We start from the raw sequence: 15363 nt of genomic DNA, 5'->3' as shown, positions 1-15363 counted from the left end.
CATGCCCCGGCACATGCCGCGGGCCGCCCGTCGACACCGCGAGGAGGGATCATGCCGCAGGAGAACGAAGACAAGGTCGCGCACCTGCTGGACGAACTGGCCAGCTTCGCGCGCGAGCGGCTGCCGGCGGCGATGTTCGCCGTGGTCGAGCCCTTCCTGCTGCACTACTACGACCAGGCCGACGCCGAGGACTTGCTCCAGCGCGACGTCGACGATCTCTACGGCGCCGTGATGGCGCACTGGCAGACCGCACAGAAATTCACCCCCGGCAATGCGCGCATCCGCGTCTACAATCCCAACCTGGAAGAGCACGGCTGGCACTCGGACCACACCGTGGTCGAGATCGTCAATGACGACATGCCCTTCCTGGTCGACTCGGTGACGATGGAGATCAACCGGCAGGGACTGGCGCTGCACTCGGCCATCCATCCCGTGTTCCGGGTCTGGCGCGACGCGCGCGGCGGCATCGAGCGGATCGCCCCGGGCGGCGCCGGCGAGGCCGGGGACAGCTCGCGCCTGGAATCCTTTATCCATTTCGAGATCGACCGCAGCGGCGAGGCCGCGCGGCTGGAGGCGCTGCGCAGCGGCATTGCGCAGGTGCTGGTCGACGTGCGCGCGGCGGTGGAAGACTGGTCGAAGATGTGCGGCATCACCCAGGCCACCATCGCCGCCATGGCGCAGGCGCCCGACGCGGCCGCGCCGGAGAGCGTCGAGGCGCGCGCCTTCCTGGACTGGATGATGGATGACCACTTCTCCTTCCTCGGCCAGCGTGACTACCAGCTGGTGTCGCAGGACGGCCGCTACTTCCTGCGCGGCGTGCCGGGCTCGGGCGCGGGCATCCTGCGCGAAAGCCTGCGCGAGCCTGATGCCGAAGACCTCACGCTGCTGCCCGCCGCGGCCACCGCGATCATCGAAGGGGCCTCGCCGATCTTCCTGACCAAGGCCAATTCGCGCGCCACCGTGCACCGGCCGGGCTATCTCGACTATGTCGGCGTCAAGCTGCTCGATGAAAAGGGGCAGCTGTTCGGCGAGCGGCGCTTTGTCGGCCTGTACACCTCGACTGCCTATACGGCGCCGATTGCGGAAATTCCGCTGGTGCGGCTCAAGTGCGCCAATATCCTGGCGCGCGCGGGCTTCCTGGCCAAGGGGCACCTGTACAAGTCGCTGGTGACCATCCTTGAGCAATATCCGCGCGATGAACTGTTCCAGGCCACCGAGGATGAACTGTTCGACATCACCACCGGCATCCTGCGGCTGCAGGAACACCAGCGCACCCGGCTCTTTGTACGGCGCGACCGCTTCGACCGCTTTGTCTCGTGCCTGGTGTTCGTGCCGCGCGACAAGTACAACACCGACCTGCGCCAGAAGATCCAGAGGCTGCTGACCGCGGCCTTCCACGGCACCAGCTGCGAGTTCACGCCGCTGCTGTCCGAGTCGCCGCTGGCGCGCATCCAGCTGACCGTGCGCGGCGAGCCCGGCACCATGCCGCATGTTGATACGCGTGAGCTGGAGGCGCGCATCGTGCACGCCAGCCGCCGCTGGCAGGACGATCTCGCCGAAGCCCTGCATGAAAGCCACGGCGAAGAGCAAGGCAACCGGCTGCTGCAGCGCTACGGCGGCTCGTTCCCCGCCGGCTACCGTGAGGACTACCCGGCCCGCACCGCGGTGCGCGATATCGAGCTGATGGAGCACGCGCTGCGCGGCAACGGCATGGCGATGAACCTGTACCGGCCGATCGAGGCCGCGCCGGGGGTGTTCCGCTTCAAGGTGTACCGTGCCGGCGAGCCGATCGCGCTGTCGCACAGCCTGCCCATGCTGGAACACCTGGGCGTGCGCGTGGATGAAGAGCGCCCCTACCTGATCGAACCCGACAGCGGCGCGCCGGTATGGGTGCACGACTTCGGGCTGGAGATTGCCGACAGCGGCGGCGCGGCGGAATTCGACATCGCGCGCGTCAAGGCCTTGTTCGAGGATGCGTTCGCGCGCGCCTGGCACGGCGAGATCGAGAACGACGACTTCAACCGCCTGGTGCTGCGCGCCGAGCTGGCCGCACGCGACGTCACCATCCTGCGCGCCTATGCCCGCTACCTGCGCCAGGTAGGCTCGACCTTCAGCGACGCCTATATCGAGCGCGCGCTGACCGGCAACGCGGCCATTGCCGCCATGCTGGTCGGCCTGTTCGTGGCGCGCTTCGACACCTTCAGCGAGGTCGCCACCGACACCGCCCGCCAGGCGCGCTGCGACAAGCTGCTGGCCGATATCGGCGCGGCGCTGGACAAGGTGCCCAACCTGGACGAGGACCGCATCCTGCGGCTTTTCCTGGGCGTGATCAACGCCACCGTGCGCACCAACTATTTCCACCGCGGCGAGGAAGGCCAGCCGCGCCCATATGTGTCGTTCAAGTTCAATCCCGCGCTGGTCCCCGGCCTGCCCGAGCCGCGCCCGATGTTCGAGATCTGGGTCTACTCGCCGCGCGTTGAGGGCGTGCACCTGCGCGGCGGGCGCGTGGCCCGCGGCGGACTGCGCTGGTCAGACCGGCGCGAGGACTTCCGCACTGAAGTGCTGGGCCTGATGAAGGCGCAGATGGTCAAAAACACGGTGATCGTGCCGGTGGGCTCCAAGGGCGGCTTCGTGGTCAAGCGCCCGCCCCCGCCCACCGACCGCGATGCGTTCCTGCAGGAGGGCATCGCCTGCTACCAGACCTTCCTGCGCGGGCTGCTGGACCTCACCGACAACCTCGTCGGCGGCCAGCTGGTGCCGCCACCCGAGGTGGTGCGCCACGACGACAACGACCCCTACCTGGTGGTCGCCGCCGACAAGGGCACCGCGACGTTCTCCGACTTCGCCAACGCGATCTCGGCCGAATACGGCTTCTGGCTGGGCGATGCCTTTGCGTCCGGGGGCTCGGTCGGCTATGACCACAAGAAGATGGGCATTACCGCGCGCGGTGCGTGGGAATCGGTCAAGCGGCATTTCCGCGAGATGGGTGTCGATATCCAGACCACGGACTTCACCGTGGCCGGCATCGGCGACATGTCGGGCGATGTGTTCGGCAACGGCATGCTGCTGTCGCCGCATATCCGGCTGGTGGCGGCTTTCGACCACCGGCATATCTTCCTCGATCCCGACCCGGACACGACAAGGAGCCTGCAGGAACGCACGCGGCTGTTCGGCCTGCCCCGCTCAAGCTGGGCCGACTACGACGCCACGCTGATTTCCGCCGGCGGCGGCATCTATCCGCGCAGCGCCAAGACCATCGCGCTGTCGCCGCAGGTGCAGGCGGTGCTGGGGGTCACGGCAGCCACGCTGTCGCCGGCCGAGCTGATCCACGCCATCCTGATGGCGCCGGTCGACCTGCTCTACAACGGCGGCATCGGCACCTACGTCAAGTCCAGCCAGGAAACCCACCTGCAGGCCGGCGACCGCACCAACGACGCGGTGCGTGTCAACGGCAATGACCTGCGCTGCAAGGTGGTCGGCGAAGGCGGCAACCTCGGCTTCACCCAGCTGGGCCGCATCGAGTTCGCGCGCAAGGGCGGGCGCATCAACACCGACGCCATCGACAACTCGGCCGGGGTGGACTGCTCGGACCACGAGGTCAATATCAAGATCCTGCTCGGGCTGGTGGTTGCCGACGGCGAAATGACCGAGAAGCAGCGCAACAAGCTGCTGGCCGAGATGACCGACGAGGTCGGCCTGCTGGTGCTGCAGGACAACTACTACCAGACCCAGGCACTGTCCGTGGCCGGGCGCAGCAGCCCCGCGCTGCTCGACGGCGAGGCGCGCCTGGTGCGCTGGCTGGAGCGCGCCGGACGGCTCAACCGGCCGCTGGAGTTCCTGCCTTCGGAGGAAGAAATCGCCGAGCGCAAGCTGGCCGATGAAGGCCTGGCATCGCCCGAGCGTGCCGTGCTGCTTGCCTACAGCAAGATGTGGCTGTACGACGAACTGCTGGCCTCCGACGTGCCGGAAGACACGCTGGTCGCCGGACTGCTGTCGGACTATTTCCCGGTGCCGCTGCGCCAGCGTTACGCCGACGCGATGCAGCGCCACCCGCTGCGGCGCGAGATCCTGTCGACACACCTGACCAATATGCTGGTCAACCGTATCGGCGCCACCTTCGTGCACCGGATCATGGAAGAGACCGACGCACGCCCGGCCGATATCGTGCGCGCCTGCCTGATCGCACGCGATGTCTTCGGCCTGACCACCCTGTGGCAGGAGATCGATGCGCTGGACAACCGTGTGGCCGATGCCGAGCAGGCGCGCATGTTCGGGGCCGTGGCGCTGCTGCTGGAGCGCGCGTGCCTGTGGTTCATCCGCTATCTGCGCAGCGGCAGCAAGGCCGCCGAGGACCTGGCGCGCTTTGCCCAGGCCGCGCAATGGCTGGCCCCGCAACTGCCGCGGCTGCTGCCGCCGGCCGATGCGACGGCACTGTCAGAGCGCACCCGCGCCTTGACGGATGCAGGGGTCGACGAAGCGCTGGCTGTGCGCGTGGCCGGCAGCGAGATCTCCGCCGCCGCGCTCGATATCGCCGAAGTGGCCACGGCGTGCAAACGCAGCCTGGACCTGGTGGCGGGGGTTTATTTCGCGCTGGACAGCCACCTGAGCTTCAGCTGGCTGCGCGAGCGCGCGCTGGCGCTGCCATCGGACACGCACTGGGACCTGCTGGCACGCACCACCACGCTGGAAGACCTGGGGCGGCTCAAGCGCGCACTGACCGTCAGCGTGCTGTCACAGGAGGGTGAACTGGATACGCCCGACGCCATGATCGATGCCTGGCGCTCCAGCCGTCATGGCGCGCTGGAACGCTTTACGCGCATGCTGGCCGACCAGCGCGCCTCGGGGGCTGCGGGGCTGTCGATGCTGTCGGTCGCGGTGCGCGAGATCGGTATGCTGGAACGCGCATAGCGCTGGCCAGCCCGGGCTTATTCGTCTGCTTCCGCGCCCGTGTCGAGGTCCGCATCGTCGCCGATGCCGGCGCCTGCGCCACGCGGGCGCAGTTCCAGCCCGAGCAGGACCAGCAGGTCGAAGGCATCGGAAAGCAGGTGTTTCTGCCTGGGCAGCAGGCTGGCGTACGGCATGTCGTAGATCGACTGGTGCGCGGCACGCTCGCCCTTGAGGCCGCGGTCGCGCGCGATATCCGACAGCAGCGCGGCAAACCCTGAGAGGTCCTGCGCTGCCAGTGCTGAATTCAATACCTTGGCGATCACTTCCGGCGAAGCGTTCGCCCAGCCCATGCGTTCAGCATTGGAGGCAGAGTCTTGAGGAAGGTCGGCAAAGTCCATGATTGTGTATAACGGTCCCGCCTGAGCAAGCTTAAGGCGGCAACCATGTGAATTTGACCCCACATGCGTGGGGTGACATGGCTTGCCGCCCGACGATCCGGGCTAGCGCGGTACCGGCTTCGCCGCCACCTGGCGGTAGACCGTGCTGCCGTCGCGCGCGGTGCGTGCCTGGACGTGATTGCGTGCGCCGCATTGCGGGCAGCGGAACACGGGACCCTGCCCTTCATTGCGGATCTGCACCTCATTCGGCTCCCAGCGCGCACCGCAAGCCTGGTTCCCACAAACAAACATGAAATCTCCTTGAAACAGACGCCCGAGAGCCTGAGCCGGGCGCGATACGGGGCATGGCCGCACTGCCCGGTGGCGGCGCGGCCATGCCTGCTCAGCCGTCATTATCAGGCCAGTCGACCGGGCGCGGGCCCATTCGCCACATATTCGGCGGCTCACCCAATGCCGTGCTCTGGTACATCCAGGCGCCGCAGCCCGTGCAGCGCCAGCGGCTGTCGACCTTGCACCGGTTGCTCATGGCCGCAATGCCAGAGGCAGCCAGGTGCTCGTGTGGCGGCACGCTGGACGGTTCGCCCACCAGCTGATGACACAGGTCACAGGCGTGCATGGCATCTCCTGTCACGGCGATGATTGCGCGGCGGCGCCCTCAGCCATTGTGCTGCACCCATTGCCGCGCCCACGAAATCGCCGCGGCCCGCGCATCTTCGGGCGTGGCGTGCGTGGCCGGCGGCGCGCCGCCCTCCAGCACCACGGCGCCCGACTCCCAGATATCGCACAGGGCCTTGAACCGCCCCATGCCCAGCGCGTGGCAATACACGTGGATCACGAAGCCGCCGTACTCCACCACGTCAGTGGCAGTATCGGTCAGCGCCTGATCCGCGGTGGGATCGGACGGCACCAGCGGCACATCGGGCTGGCGCAGCACCCGCCGCTCCGCGGCCGTGCGCACCAGCATGGCGCAGGCACCGCCCATCGCCGCGCCCAGCACCACGCCCAAACCAAACCAGCAAGCCCTGCTCCCGCACCTCGCCATGGCATCCCCCGCAGCGACCCTGCCGGTCCTGGCACGACCATGCTGTGCGACCGGCATCGCTTTCAGGTTATACCAATTCAGGCCGACACCGCCTGCCACCAACTTCGACGCGGCAATGGCACAGCGCCGCAGGGTGTGGCGGCGCACGAAAATGAGAATCGTCGGGGATGACCGAAGCGCTGGCCAGAGCTATACTGTACATCCATACAGTATCCGGATACTGCCCATGCCCTTGTACCAGTCCGATTCCATCCTGCTCGAGGCCTACTACTTCGGCGACGACTGCGAATCCCTGCGCCTGCCTTGCGGCAGTGTCTGCGTGGACGCCGGCGCCATCCTCGTCGACGGCATCGAGCCACTCCAGTTGCAGGCCCTGCGCTGGACGCCGGATTTCCTGTCCTTCGACGCCCAGGGCACCCGTCACCGCTACCCGGTCAGCCGCCCCGCCCTCGTCGGCCCCGGCCAGGCACGCTTCGCACTGCTTTAAGCTACGGCTTCCGCATCGCCGATGCGCCACGCCGCTTGCCCACATGCCAGACCTCAGCCCGACCGCCAGCCAACTGATCCGCTCGCTCGACCTGCAGCCGCATCCGGAAGGCGGCTACTACCGCGAAACCTATCGCGGCGAAGAGCAGGTCGTCTGCCAGGACGGTCGCACACGCGCAGCCTGCACCGCGATCCACTACATGCTGTGCGGCAACGACTATTCCGCGTGGCATCGCATCCGGTCCGACGAACTCTGGCACTACCACGCAGGCTCCCCCGTGGACGTGCACCGGATCGTGGACGGCACCATCGTCACGCAGCGCCTGGGCGACCCGCTGCGGCATCCCGGCGCGGCCTTCCAGGCAATGGTGCCCGCCGGCCAATGGTTTGCCGCCGAACGCGTGGATATGGCCGATGGCGTGGACTTCGCCCTGGTCGGCTGCACCGTGGCACCAGCCTTCCAGTTCAGCGAATTCGAACTGGCCGACGCAACGGCGCTTGCCGGCCTGGCAAGCGGACATGACGCGCTGTTGCGCAGGCTGACGCGCTAGTCTCCACCCAAGAAACAGCCCGCCGCGGTGGGGTGCGGGCGGGCTGGTGAGTACAGCGGGACCAGTCTAAGCCAGGGTGCCGGCGGGCCATGACGGGAGAACCTGGGTATCTCGCCGCCTTTGCTGGCAACGACCGAGCAGCGCGTATAGCCCAACAGGCACTCAGGATGCGGATTCATATCCTGCAGCACAGATAATCTTGGGCTCACCCATTATTTGCAGCTACAATTATTGCCAAGGATGTCAGCAACCAGTCCAAGCACGGTGTTTCGCTCGCGCTGGCAGCAAGGTTCCACTGGCCGAGCCTGTTGGCAGGGGTAGATGACAGGGCCGACTACAGAGAACTCCGCGAGATCGGCTTCGGCGTCATTGATGAGCGCCTCTATTGCGTGGTGTTCACCCAGGGCGGGAATGCAATGCATATCATCAGCCTGCGCAAGGCCAACAAACGCGAGGCAAGGAACTATGTCGACCAAGCCTGAGATCGTCGTGCCGACCGACGAAGAGGACGCGGCCATCAACCGCGGCATCGCTGCGGATCCGGACACGTACGAGGTCTCGGCGAAAGAGATGCAGGCCATGAAGCCGCTCGGCAAACGCGGCCGCGGTCGACCCAGGCTCGCCAGCACCAAGGAACTGGTGAGCATTCGCTATGACGCGGACATACTGGATGCATTCCGCGCCAGCGGGGAAGGTTGGCAGACGCTGATGAACGCAACGCTGAACGTTGCGCTTCAACAGGCCATGGACATTACCTACGTTGGGGGCCCACTGCATGGAACCACGGTCCGTGACAACCCCAACACCTTGTCATCCGTTCTCACCTATCGCCCGGTAACAGCCTTCGCGAACGACCCTGCGCGTCAGGCAACGTATCGTCGAGTAACCCTCGAACGTACCATTGGAAACAACGTCGAACGCCGCGAGTTCTTTGTGAGTGACAGTCTCACCGACAGCGAAGCCGATTCCCTGGTCCAGCGAGAAGACCTTTGGCCTATGTCAGAGCCACACCATGCCTGAGTATTGGATGCAGTCCAATAGGGCAGCTTGGCAGGCTAGCCGGAGTCAGCCAGCACCGGCCGCGTCAACCAAGCTGCTGATGCAATCGGCGACCTGCCCTTCCCAGGCGTCCGAGTGCTTGCGTGCGTTGCGCATATATGGCGCAAGCTCCACAGGAAAAGTAAGGACGACAGCAGCGATCGCTATCGTTGCAACAGGTTAGGTAGAAAGCGGGCCTGCTTTTCGCAGTAACAGCCAGCGCCGCGCATGGCGGGCCGAAAGGTCATGCACTTATCCACGCTTGCATTCGACCTTCTCTTCATATTCACCGTCGTCCTTCCATTCGCGCTCGATCAGGCAAGGGCCGTCGCGGTACTTCTGCTTCCGCTCATAGCCACGCGGACCGCCCTTGCATTTGCGCTCTTCCTTGTATTCGCCATCGCGCTTCTGTTCGCGTTCGATTTCACAAGGGCCGCTACGGAATTTCTCTTTGTACTCACCGCCACGATATGCGCTCGGGTAGCCGCGGTCGTCGGCGCGTGCGGCAGCCGCGGCCGTCAGCCAGAGGAGCGCAAGGGTAGCCACACAGAGCTTTCGGAACATAAGTGGGGAATCGGTCGGGAGGATGGCAGAGCATAGCAACGGGCATCGGCGACGGCTGTATCAAAGCGTTACCGCACCGGCCGGCCATTTCCACGCAGAAAATAAAAAACCCGCTTGGCTATTCACCAAGCGGGTTTTGTCTGGTCGGGGCGAGAGGATTTGAACCTCCGACCACCTGCACCCCATGCAGGTACGCTACCAGGCTGCGCTACGCCCCGAAGCAAAAGATTATAACAGAAGCATTTCCCGTATGACTAGCTCCCGACGTCGAAATTATCCGTGCTTCGCGATCTCCCGCAGTTGCGCGAGCAGGTGCTGCACTTCGACCAGTTCATTGCGCAGGCCGCCGATGTCGACCGACAATGCCGCCGCATTTTCTTCACCAACTTCTGCGGCCTCAGGCGCTGCCGCTGCCCCACTGTGATGACGGCCTTCATCGAGGCGATTGCGCGCGCCGTTGATGGTGAAGCCCTGTTCGTAGAGCAGTTCGCGGATGCGGCGGATCAGCAGGACTTCATGGTGCTGGTAGTAGCGGCGATTGCCGCGGCGCTTGACGGGCTTGAGTTGCGTGAACTCCTGTTCCCAATAGCGCAGGACGTGCGGCTTGACGGCGCAAAGCTCGCTCACCTCACCGATGGTGAAGTAGCGCTTGGCCGGAATCGGCGGCAACGCGATGCGATCGCTGGATTTGTCCGACATGTGGTGTGTAGACGAGCGTCAGGCCATGCCGGCCATGCGGTTGGCGCGCACCAGGTGCGCGCCCAGAAGCATACCGATGCCGGCTTCGGGAAGCAATCCGCCGTTCGGGTGACGCGTCAGCCGACGATGCCGGCGCGTTCTTCCACCAGGCCCTTGAGTTTCTGGCTGGCGTGGAACGTGACCACGCGGCGCGCGGTGATTGGAATGACTTCGCCGGTCTTGGGATTGCGGCCGGGCCGCTGCGGCTTGTCGCGCAACTGGAAGTTGCCGAAGCCGGACAGCTTGACGCTGTCGCCCTGCTCCAGCGCTTCGCGGATGACGTCGAAGAAGGCCTCGACCATGTCCTTCGATTCGCGCTTGTTCAGGCCCACCTGGTCGAACAGCATCTCGGCGAGTTCGGCCTTGGTCAGCGTGGGAACTTCGGTCGCGCGCGCATCCGGCATAGCGTCGTCAAGGGAGGAAGCCTGCCGGTCGCTCATCTCACCCAGTGCTGCAGCGGTCATGGAATTCGCGTCTCGATCATTCATGTCGATCGCTCAAGTGTGTGTCTGGCGATCCGCCCGGGGCAAGCCCGGGCGCCCTTGTTTATCGTGTGTCCGTCGCGTACTTGTTGCGTACTGGCGATGGCTTAGCCGCGCAGCCGGGCCTGGAAGGCCTCTGTCAGCGCGTCGACCATGCAGCGCACTGCGCTGTCGACGGTTTCGTCCTGGAGGGTCGACCCAGTATCTTGCAAGGTCACCCGGAACGCAAGGCTTTTCTCGTCCGCGCCAATGGCAGCGGAAGCGCCCTTGGGACGGAACTCGTCGAACACCACCAGGCTCTGGCAGTAGCGGCCGTAGCCCTGCTTTTCCAGTGCCGCGCGCATGGCGTCGAGCAGGTCCTGCACGCGCACCGATTGCTTCACGACCACGGCCAGGTCGCGCACGGCGGCCGGGAACTTGGAGATCTCGGTGTACAACGGCAGGCCGGTGTCGCGCAGCGCGTCAAGCGCCAGTTCGAACACTACCGGGGCATGCGTCAGCTCGTATTCCTGCAGCCAGCGCGGATGCAACTCGCCGACCACGCCCACGGCCTTGCCGTCGAGCAGCACGCGCGCGGCGCGGCCCGGGTGCAGCGCCGGGTGCGACACCGGCTCGAAGCGCGGCACGCGCGGATGGAACAGTGCCTCGACATCGCCCTTGATGTCGAAGAAGTCGACGTTGCGCGCGGGGATGCCCCACTGCTCTTCGAACGCCGGGCCATAGGCAATGCCCGCGGCCATCATCGGCTGATCGTAGCCGGCCACCGTCAGGCCGCCATCCTTCACGCTGGCGTCGCGATGGAACACGCGGCCCACCTCGAACAGGCGCACGCGCGCAGCCTTGCGGTTCAGGTTGTAGCGCACCTTGTCGACCAGGCCGCCGATCAGCGTCGAGCGCATCACCGCCAGCTGGCTGGCGATCGGGTTCAGCAGGCGGATCGGGTTGTCGTTGGCGGCGAAGTCGCGCTCCCACTTCTCTTCGACGAAGGCGAAGTTGATGACTTCCTGGTAATCGCGCGCGGCCACGGCGTGGCGCACCACGTGGCTGGAGCGGCGGGCCTCGTTGGTCGGGCGCATCTCGCTCTCGGCGATCGGCGGACGTGCCGGGATGCGCTCGAAACCATAGATGCGGGCCACTTCCTCGATCAGGTCTTCCTCGATCTCGATATCGAAGCGGTAGCTCGGCGGCGTGACTTCAAACACCTCGCCCTCGGCGCCCTGGGTGCGTGTGAACGGCAGCTGCAGGCGCTGGAATACATCGGCGATGGCTGCAGACGACAGCTCGATGCCCAGCACGCGCTCGGCGCGCGCCACGCGCAGGCTGACCGGCTTGCGCTGCGGCAGGTTGACCACGTGGTCGTCCACCGGGCCGGCCTGGCCGCCGCAGATCTCGAGGATCAGCGCGGTGATGCGCTCGATATGCTCGACCGTGGTGGCGTAGTCCACGCCGCGCTCGAAGCGGTGTCCGGCATCGGTCGAGAAGTTGTAGCGGCGGCCACGGCCCTGGATCGCGGCGGGCCACCAGAATGCGGCCTCGAGATAGATGTCCGTGGTGTCCAGCGTCACGGCGGTGCTGTCGCCGCCCATGATACCGGCCAGGCTTTCGATCTCCTTGTCATCGGCGATCACGCCGACCTGCTCGTCGACCTCGATGGTATTGCCGTTGAGCAGCTTGATCTGCTCGCCCTTGCGGCCCCAGCGCACGTCGAGGCCGCCGTGGATCTTGCTCAGATCGAACACGTGCGACGGACGGCCCAGTTCCAGCATCACGTAGTTCGAGATATCGACCAGCGCGGAAACACTGCGCTGGCCCGAGCGCTCCAGGCGCTGCACCATCCATGCCGGCGTGGCCGCGCGCGCATTCACGCCGCGGATCACGCGACCGGAGAAGCGGCCGCACAGGTCCGGCGCCGATACCTTGACCGGCAGCTTGTCCTGGATCGTCACCGGCACCGGCTTCATCTCCGGCAGGTTCAGCGCGGCACCGGTCAGCGCCGACACTTCGCGCGCCACGCCGTGGATCGACAGGCAGTCGGCCTTGTTCGGCGTCAGCTTGATGACAAAGACCTGGTCGTCCAGGTCGAGGTACTGGCGGATATCCTGGCCGACCGGCGCGTCTTCCGGCAGCACCATCAGGCCACCGTGGTCCTCCGACAGCTTGAGTTCGCGCGCCGAGCACAGCATGCCGTAGCTGTCCACGCCGCGCAGCTTGCCGATCTTGATCTCGAACGGCTTGCCGCCATCCTCGGACGGCGGCAGCACGGCGCCGACCAGTGCGCACGGCACCAGAATGCCGGGCTTGACGTTGGGCGCGCCGCAGACGATCTGCAGGGTCTCGCCGGTGCCGGCATCGACCTGGCACACGTTGAGGCGGTCGGCATTGGGATGGCGCTCGGTCGACAGCACGCGCGCGACCACCACCCTGTCGAACGGCGGCGCGACCGAGCCCACTTCTTCCACTTCCAGGCCGGCCATGGTCAGCGTGTGCGACAGCGCGTCGGTGGAGATCTTTTCAGGGTTGGCGAAGGTGCGAAGCCAGGATTCCGAGAATTGCATGGCGCTTCTGATCCGGTAAGTATTCTGTGTGGTCGTTGACGAGGGGACGGCGGCGCGTCAGGCGAACTGGCGCAGGAAGCGCACGTCGCCCTCGAAGAACAGGCGCAGGTCGTTGATGCCATAGCGCAGCATGGTCAGGCGCTCCAGGCCGGAGCCGAACGCGAAACCGATATAGCGCTCGGGATCGAGGCCCATGTTGCGCAGCACGTTCGGATGCACCTGGCCCGAACCGGAGATCTCCAGCCACTTGCCATTGCCGAAGGCCATGTCGATCTCCGCCGACGGCTCGGTGAACGGGAAGTACGACGGGCGGAAGCGCACCTGGATGTCATCGCGCTCGAAGAACTTGCGCAGGAAGTCTGTGTACACGCCCTTCAGGTCGGCAAAGCTGACGTCCTCGCCGATCCACAGGCCTTCGACCTGGTTGAACATCGGCGAGTGCGTGGCGTCGCTGTCGACACGGTAGGTACGGCCCGGGCAGATCACCTTGATCGGCGGCATCGCCTTGCCGGCGTACTTCTCGACATGCATCTTGGCGTAGCGGACCTGCATCGGACTGGTATGCGTGCGCAGCAGCAACAGCTTGTCTTCGCTGTCGCGGCCATCCACGTAGAACGTGTCCTGCATCGAACGCGCCGGATGGTTGTCCGGATTGTTCAGCGCGGTGAAGTTCATCCAGTCGGTCTCGATCTCGGGGCCGTCGGCCACATCGAAACCGATCGAGCCGAAGATCTGCTCGACGCGCTCCCACGTGCGCATCACCGGGTGCAGGCTGCCGCGGCTGACCGCACGGCCAGGCAGCGTGACGTCGATGGCCTCGGCGGCCAGGCGCGCGTTCATCAGCGCATCGGCCAGCGCCTGGCGGCGTGCCTGCAGTGCGGCTTCAACCTGCTGCTTGATCTGGTTGATGCGGGCGCCTTCCGTCTTGCGGGTTTCCGGGTCGAGCTTGCCGAGGCCCTTGAGCAGTTCGGTCAGCGCGCCGGTCTTGCCCAGGAAGCGGGCCTTTTCGTTTTCCAGCGTGGCGTTGTCGTTGGCAGCAGCGAAGGCGGCCTGGGCATCGGCGACAATTTGATCCAGATCCTGAGACATGGCGGCGGTCGTGGGATTTTTGGCGTCGGGGCCGGTACGCACCGGTCCGACGTGGGTTGGCACTACGTGCGGTGTTCGTTTCGAATGCGGTCTCGGCAACCGGATAGCGGCAACTGAAACGGCATTCGAAATAAAAACGGGGCTCGGTGAGGAGCCCCGTTTCAGCGGACCTTGCAGTCGGCGGTCGACCTTGCGGTCGGTGCTTGCCCGGCAGCGCTTACGCGCTGCCGCAGCCGGCATCAGGCAACGGTGGCTTTCACCTGGTTGACGATGGCGGCAAAGGCAGGCTTGTCGTGAATAGCCATGTCCGACAGCACCTTGCGGTCCAGTTCAATCGAGGCCTTCTTCAGACCGTTCATGAACACGCTGTAGGTCATGCCATGCTCACGCGTCGCGGCATTGATACGCGCAATCCACAGGGCGCGGAACACGCGCTTCTTGTTGCGGCGATCGCGGTATGCGTACTGGCCAGCACGCATGACCGCCTGCTTGGCGATGCGGTAGACATTATTGCGACGGCCGCGGTAACCCTTGGCAGCGTCGATGACTTTCTTGTGACGGGCCCGTGCAGTGACCCCACGCTTTACTCGAGGCATGTAATTCTCCTTTCGTTTTCGTCAGGGGTTATGCGTAAGGCATCATCGCGCGCACCGACTTCAGGTTCGTCTCATGGACGTCCTGAGTACCGCGCAGTTGACGCTTGTTCTTGGTGGTCTTCTTGGTCAGGATGTGACGCTTGAAGGCCTGGCCACGCTTGAACGAACCGTTCGGACGTGCAGTAAAGCGCTTGGAGGCGCTTTTCTTCGTCTTCATCTTCGGCATGAAAAACTCCAGCTCATATGACATGCATGCAGGTGGACGGCTCACGCCGACGCTTGCAAGACCCGCATCCACTTGTTGTTGCACAGCGGCCCTTGCGGACCGCGCGCGACTTCCGCACGAAGCAACGCCGGGATGCCTGGCATCCCGGCCGCTGCACCGCGCAGGAATTACTTCTTCTTCTTGGGGGCGAGCACCATCACCATCTGGCGCCCTTCCATCTTCGGCATCTGCTCGACCTGGCCGATTTCTTCCAGGTCCGCCTTCAGGCGTTCGAGCATGCGCGCGCCGATTTCCTGGTGCGCCATCTCGCGACCACGGAACCGCAGCGTGATCTTGGTCTTGTCGCCGTCTTCCAGGAAGCGCTTCAGGTTGCGCAGCTTGACGTTGTAGTCGCCATCATCCGTACCCGGCCGGAACTTGACTTCCTTGACCTGGATGATTTTCTGCTTCAGCTTCGCCTCGTGGGCGCGCTTGGCTTCCTCGTACTTGAACTTCCCGTAATCCATGATCCGGGCGACGGGCGGAACCGCGTTCGGCGCGATCTCGACCAGGTCCAAGTCCTTATCTTCAGCCAGCCGGAGCGCGTCCATGAACTTGACGATGCCGAGCTGTTCGTTATCAACCCCTACCAGGCGCAGCTCAGGCGCGCTGATTTCCCGGTTGATGCGATGACCTTTGTCCGTAGCGATGTTGCGTTACCTCAAGAAGACA

General features: G+C 65.2%; 16 protein-coding genes, 1 tRNA gene and 1 pseudogene. 5 read left to right on the top strand and 13 right to left on the bottom strand.

The annotated features are described in order from the left end of the window. Positions 1-51 precede the first annotated feature (51 nt). On the top strand, positions 52-4908 hold the full coding sequence (locus AC3WRI_RS10265; protein WP_492293282.1) for an NAD-glutamate dehydrogenase: 4857 nt from the start codon (positions 52-54) through the stop codon (positions 4906-4908). A gap of 17 nt (positions 4909-4925) precedes the next feature. Here AC3WRI_RS10265 and AC3WRI_RS10260 read toward each other — a convergent pair whose 3' ends face one another. From AC3WRI_RS10260 to AC3WRI_RS10245, 4 genes are all read right to left on the bottom strand, one after another. Continuing rightward, positions 4926-5285, bottom strand: a complete 360-nt coding sequence (locus AC3WRI_RS10260) for a hypothetical protein (RefSeq protein WP_010813089.1) — start codon at positions 5283-5285, stop codon at positions 4926-4928. A 102-nt stretch (positions 5286-5387) separates the two neighbouring features. Next, entirely contained in the window at positions 5388-5576 is a 189-nt protein-coding gene (locus AC3WRI_RS10255) for a hypothetical protein (RefSeq protein ID WP_010813090.1), read from the bottom strand. Positions 5577-5667: 91 nt separating this feature from the next. Beyond that, positions 5668-5901, bottom strand: coding sequence for a hypothetical protein (locus AC3WRI_RS10250; protein WP_058696853.1), 234 nt, complete (start codon positions 5899-5901; stop codon positions 5668-5670). Between the two features lie 39 nt (positions 5902-5940). Then, positions 5941-6249, bottom strand: a complete 309-nt coding sequence (locus tag AC3WRI_RS10245; protein ID WP_234788122.1) for a DUF6566 family protein — start codon at positions 6247-6249, stop codon at positions 5941-5943. A 304-nt stretch (positions 6250-6553) separates the two neighbouring features. Between AC3WRI_RS10245 and AC3WRI_RS10240 the strand changes: the two genes are divergently transcribed. The 4 genes and pseudogenes from AC3WRI_RS10240 to AC3WRI_RS10225 all read left to right on the top strand — a co-directional run. After that, positions 6554-6814 carry a hypothetical protein gene (locus AC3WRI_RS10240; protein WP_010813093.1) on the top strand — a complete coding sequence of 87 codons (261 nt, stop codon included), beginning with the start codon at positions 6554-6556 and terminating at the stop codon, positions 6812-6814. A gap of 43 nt (positions 6815-6857) precedes the next feature. After that, on the top strand, positions 6858-7364 hold the full coding sequence (locus tag AC3WRI_RS10235) for a cupin domain-containing protein (protein ID WP_010813094.1): 507 nt from the start codon (positions 6858-6860) through the stop codon (positions 7362-7364). A 227-nt stretch (positions 7365-7591) separates the two neighbouring features. Further along, a complete protein-coding gene (locus tag AC3WRI_RS10230) occupies positions 7592-7846 on the top strand; it encodes a BrnT family toxin (protein WP_063834059.1) in 255 nt (84 codons plus the stop codon). Further along, positions 7830-8105, top strand: a pseudogene (locus tag AC3WRI_RS10225) (BrnA antitoxin family protein); the annotation flags it as partial. The gene AC3WRI_RS10230 and the pseudogene AC3WRI_RS10225, both read left to right, overlap by 17 nt. A gap of 549 nt (positions 8106-8654) precedes the next feature. Here the strand turns inward: AC3WRI_RS10225 and AC3WRI_RS10220 are convergent. From AC3WRI_RS10220 to infC, 9 genes are all read right to left on the bottom strand, one after another. Then, positions 8655-8966 (bottom strand): hypothetical protein, encoded by a 312-nt coding sequence (locus AC3WRI_RS10220; protein ID WP_011615009.1) that lies wholly within the window; start codon positions 8964-8966, stop codon positions 8655-8657. 141 nt (positions 8967-9107) lie between these two features. Continuing rightward, a tRNA-Pro gene (locus AC3WRI_RS10215) sits at positions 9108-9184 on the bottom strand. A 55-nt stretch (positions 9185-9239) separates the two neighbouring features. Next, positions 9240-9665 carry a MerR family transcriptional regulator gene (locus AC3WRI_RS10210; protein WP_010813098.1) on the bottom strand — a complete coding sequence of 142 codons (426 nt, stop codon included), beginning with the start codon at positions 9663-9665 and terminating at the stop codon, positions 9240-9242. A gap of 116 nt (positions 9666-9781) precedes the next feature. Next, on the bottom strand, positions 9782-10192 hold the full coding sequence (locus AC3WRI_RS10205; protein ID WP_037024300.1) for an integration host factor subunit alpha: 411 nt from the start codon (positions 10190-10192) through the stop codon (positions 9782-9784). Between the two features lie 101 nt (positions 10193-10293). Continuing rightward, entirely contained in the window at positions 10294-12741 is a 2448-nt protein-coding gene (pheT, locus tag AC3WRI_RS10200; protein ID WP_010813100.1) for a phenylalanine--tRNA ligase subunit beta, read from the bottom strand. Between the two features lie 57 nt (positions 12742-12798). Then, positions 12799-13830 (bottom strand): phenylalanine--tRNA ligase subunit alpha, encoded by a 1032-nt coding sequence (pheS, locus tag AC3WRI_RS10195; protein ID WP_010813101.1) that lies wholly within the window; start codon positions 13828-13830, stop codon positions 12799-12801. Between the two features lie 239 nt (positions 13831-14069). After that, positions 14070-14426 carry a 50S ribosomal protein L20 gene (gene rplT, locus AC3WRI_RS10190; protein ID WP_008650487.1) on the bottom strand — a complete coding sequence of 119 codons (357 nt, stop codon included), beginning with the start codon at positions 14424-14426 and terminating at the stop codon, positions 14070-14072. 28 nt (positions 14427-14454) lie between these two features. After that, positions 14455-14652 carry a 50S ribosomal protein L35 gene (gene rpmI / locus AC3WRI_RS10185; RefSeq protein ID WP_006575466.1) on the bottom strand — a complete coding sequence of 66 codons (198 nt, stop codon included), beginning with the start codon at positions 14650-14652 and terminating at the stop codon, positions 14455-14457. A 167-nt stretch (positions 14653-14819) separates the two neighbouring features. Next, positions 14820-15341, bottom strand: coding sequence for a translation initiation factor IF-3 (infC, locus tag AC3WRI_RS10180; protein ID WP_078195944.1), 522 nt, complete (start codon positions 15339-15341; stop codon positions 14820-14822). Between the last annotated feature and the right edge of the window lie 22 nt (positions 15342-15363).

The sequence above is a fragment of the Cupriavidus sp. FW305-27 genome (assembly GCF_058787995.1).
The sequence above is the reverse complement of the archived record's forward strand: the minus strand, read 5'-3'. Positions and strand labels throughout refer to the sequence as shown.

What these genes read in the sequence shown, in the direction of transcription:
- AC3WRI_RS10260 (WP_010813089.1), bottom strand. Translation starts at nt 5,285, where the DNA reads ATGGACTTTGCCGACCTTCCTCAAGACTCTGCCTCCAATGCTGAACGC.
- AC3WRI_RS10265 (WP_492293282.1), top strand. Translation starts at nt 52, where the DNA reads ATGCCGCAGGAGAACGAAGACAAGGTCGCGCACCTGCTGGACGAACTG.
- pheS (WP_010813101.1), bottom strand. Translation starts at nt 13,830, where the DNA reads ATGTCTCAGGATCTGGATCAAATTGTCGCCGATGCCCAGGCCGCCTTC.
- AC3WRI_RS10205 (WP_037024300.1), bottom strand. Translation starts at nt 10,192, where the DNA reads ATGAATGATCGAGACGCGAATTCCATGACCGCTGCAGCACTGGGTGAG.
- AC3WRI_RS10240 (WP_010813093.1), top strand. Translation starts at nt 6,554, where the DNA reads ATGCCCTTGTACCAGTCCGATTCCATCCTGCTCGAGGCCTACTACTTC.
- AC3WRI_RS10235 (WP_010813094.1), top strand. Translation starts at nt 6,858, where the DNA reads ATGCCAGACCTCAGCCCGACCGCCAGCCAACTGATCCGCTCGCTCGAC.
- AC3WRI_RS10245 (WP_234788122.1), bottom strand. Translation starts at nt 6,249, where the DNA reads ATGCTGGTGCGCACGGCCGCGGAGCGGCGGGTGCTGCGCCAGCCCGAT.
- pheT (WP_010813100.1), bottom strand. Translation starts at nt 12,741, where the DNA reads ATGCAATTCTCGGAATCCTGGCTTCGCACCTTCGCCAACCCTGAAAAG.
- AC3WRI_RS10255 (WP_010813090.1), bottom strand. Translation starts at nt 5,576, where the DNA reads ATGTTTGTTTGTGGGAACCAGGCTTGCGGTGCGCGCTGGGAGCCGAAT.
- rpmI (WP_006575466.1), bottom strand. Translation starts at nt 14,652, where the DNA reads ATGCCGAAGATGAAGACGAAGAAAAGCGCCTCCAAGCGCTTTACTGCA.
- AC3WRI_RS10210 (WP_010813098.1), bottom strand. Translation starts at nt 9,665, where the DNA reads ATGTCGGACAAATCCAGCGATCGCATCGCGTTGCCGCCGATTCCGGCC.
- rplT (WP_008650487.1), bottom strand. Translation starts at nt 14,426, where the DNA reads ATGCCTCGAGTAAAGCGTGGGGTCACTGCACGGGCCCGTCACAAGAAA.
- AC3WRI_RS10220 (WP_011615009.1), bottom strand. Translation starts at nt 8,966, where the DNA reads ATGTTCCGAAAGCTCTGTGTGGCTACCCTTGCGCTCCTCTGGCTGACG.
- AC3WRI_RS10250 (WP_058696853.1), bottom strand. Translation starts at nt 5,901, where the DNA reads ATGCACGCCTGTGACCTGTGTCATCAGCTGGTGGGCGAACCGTCCAGC.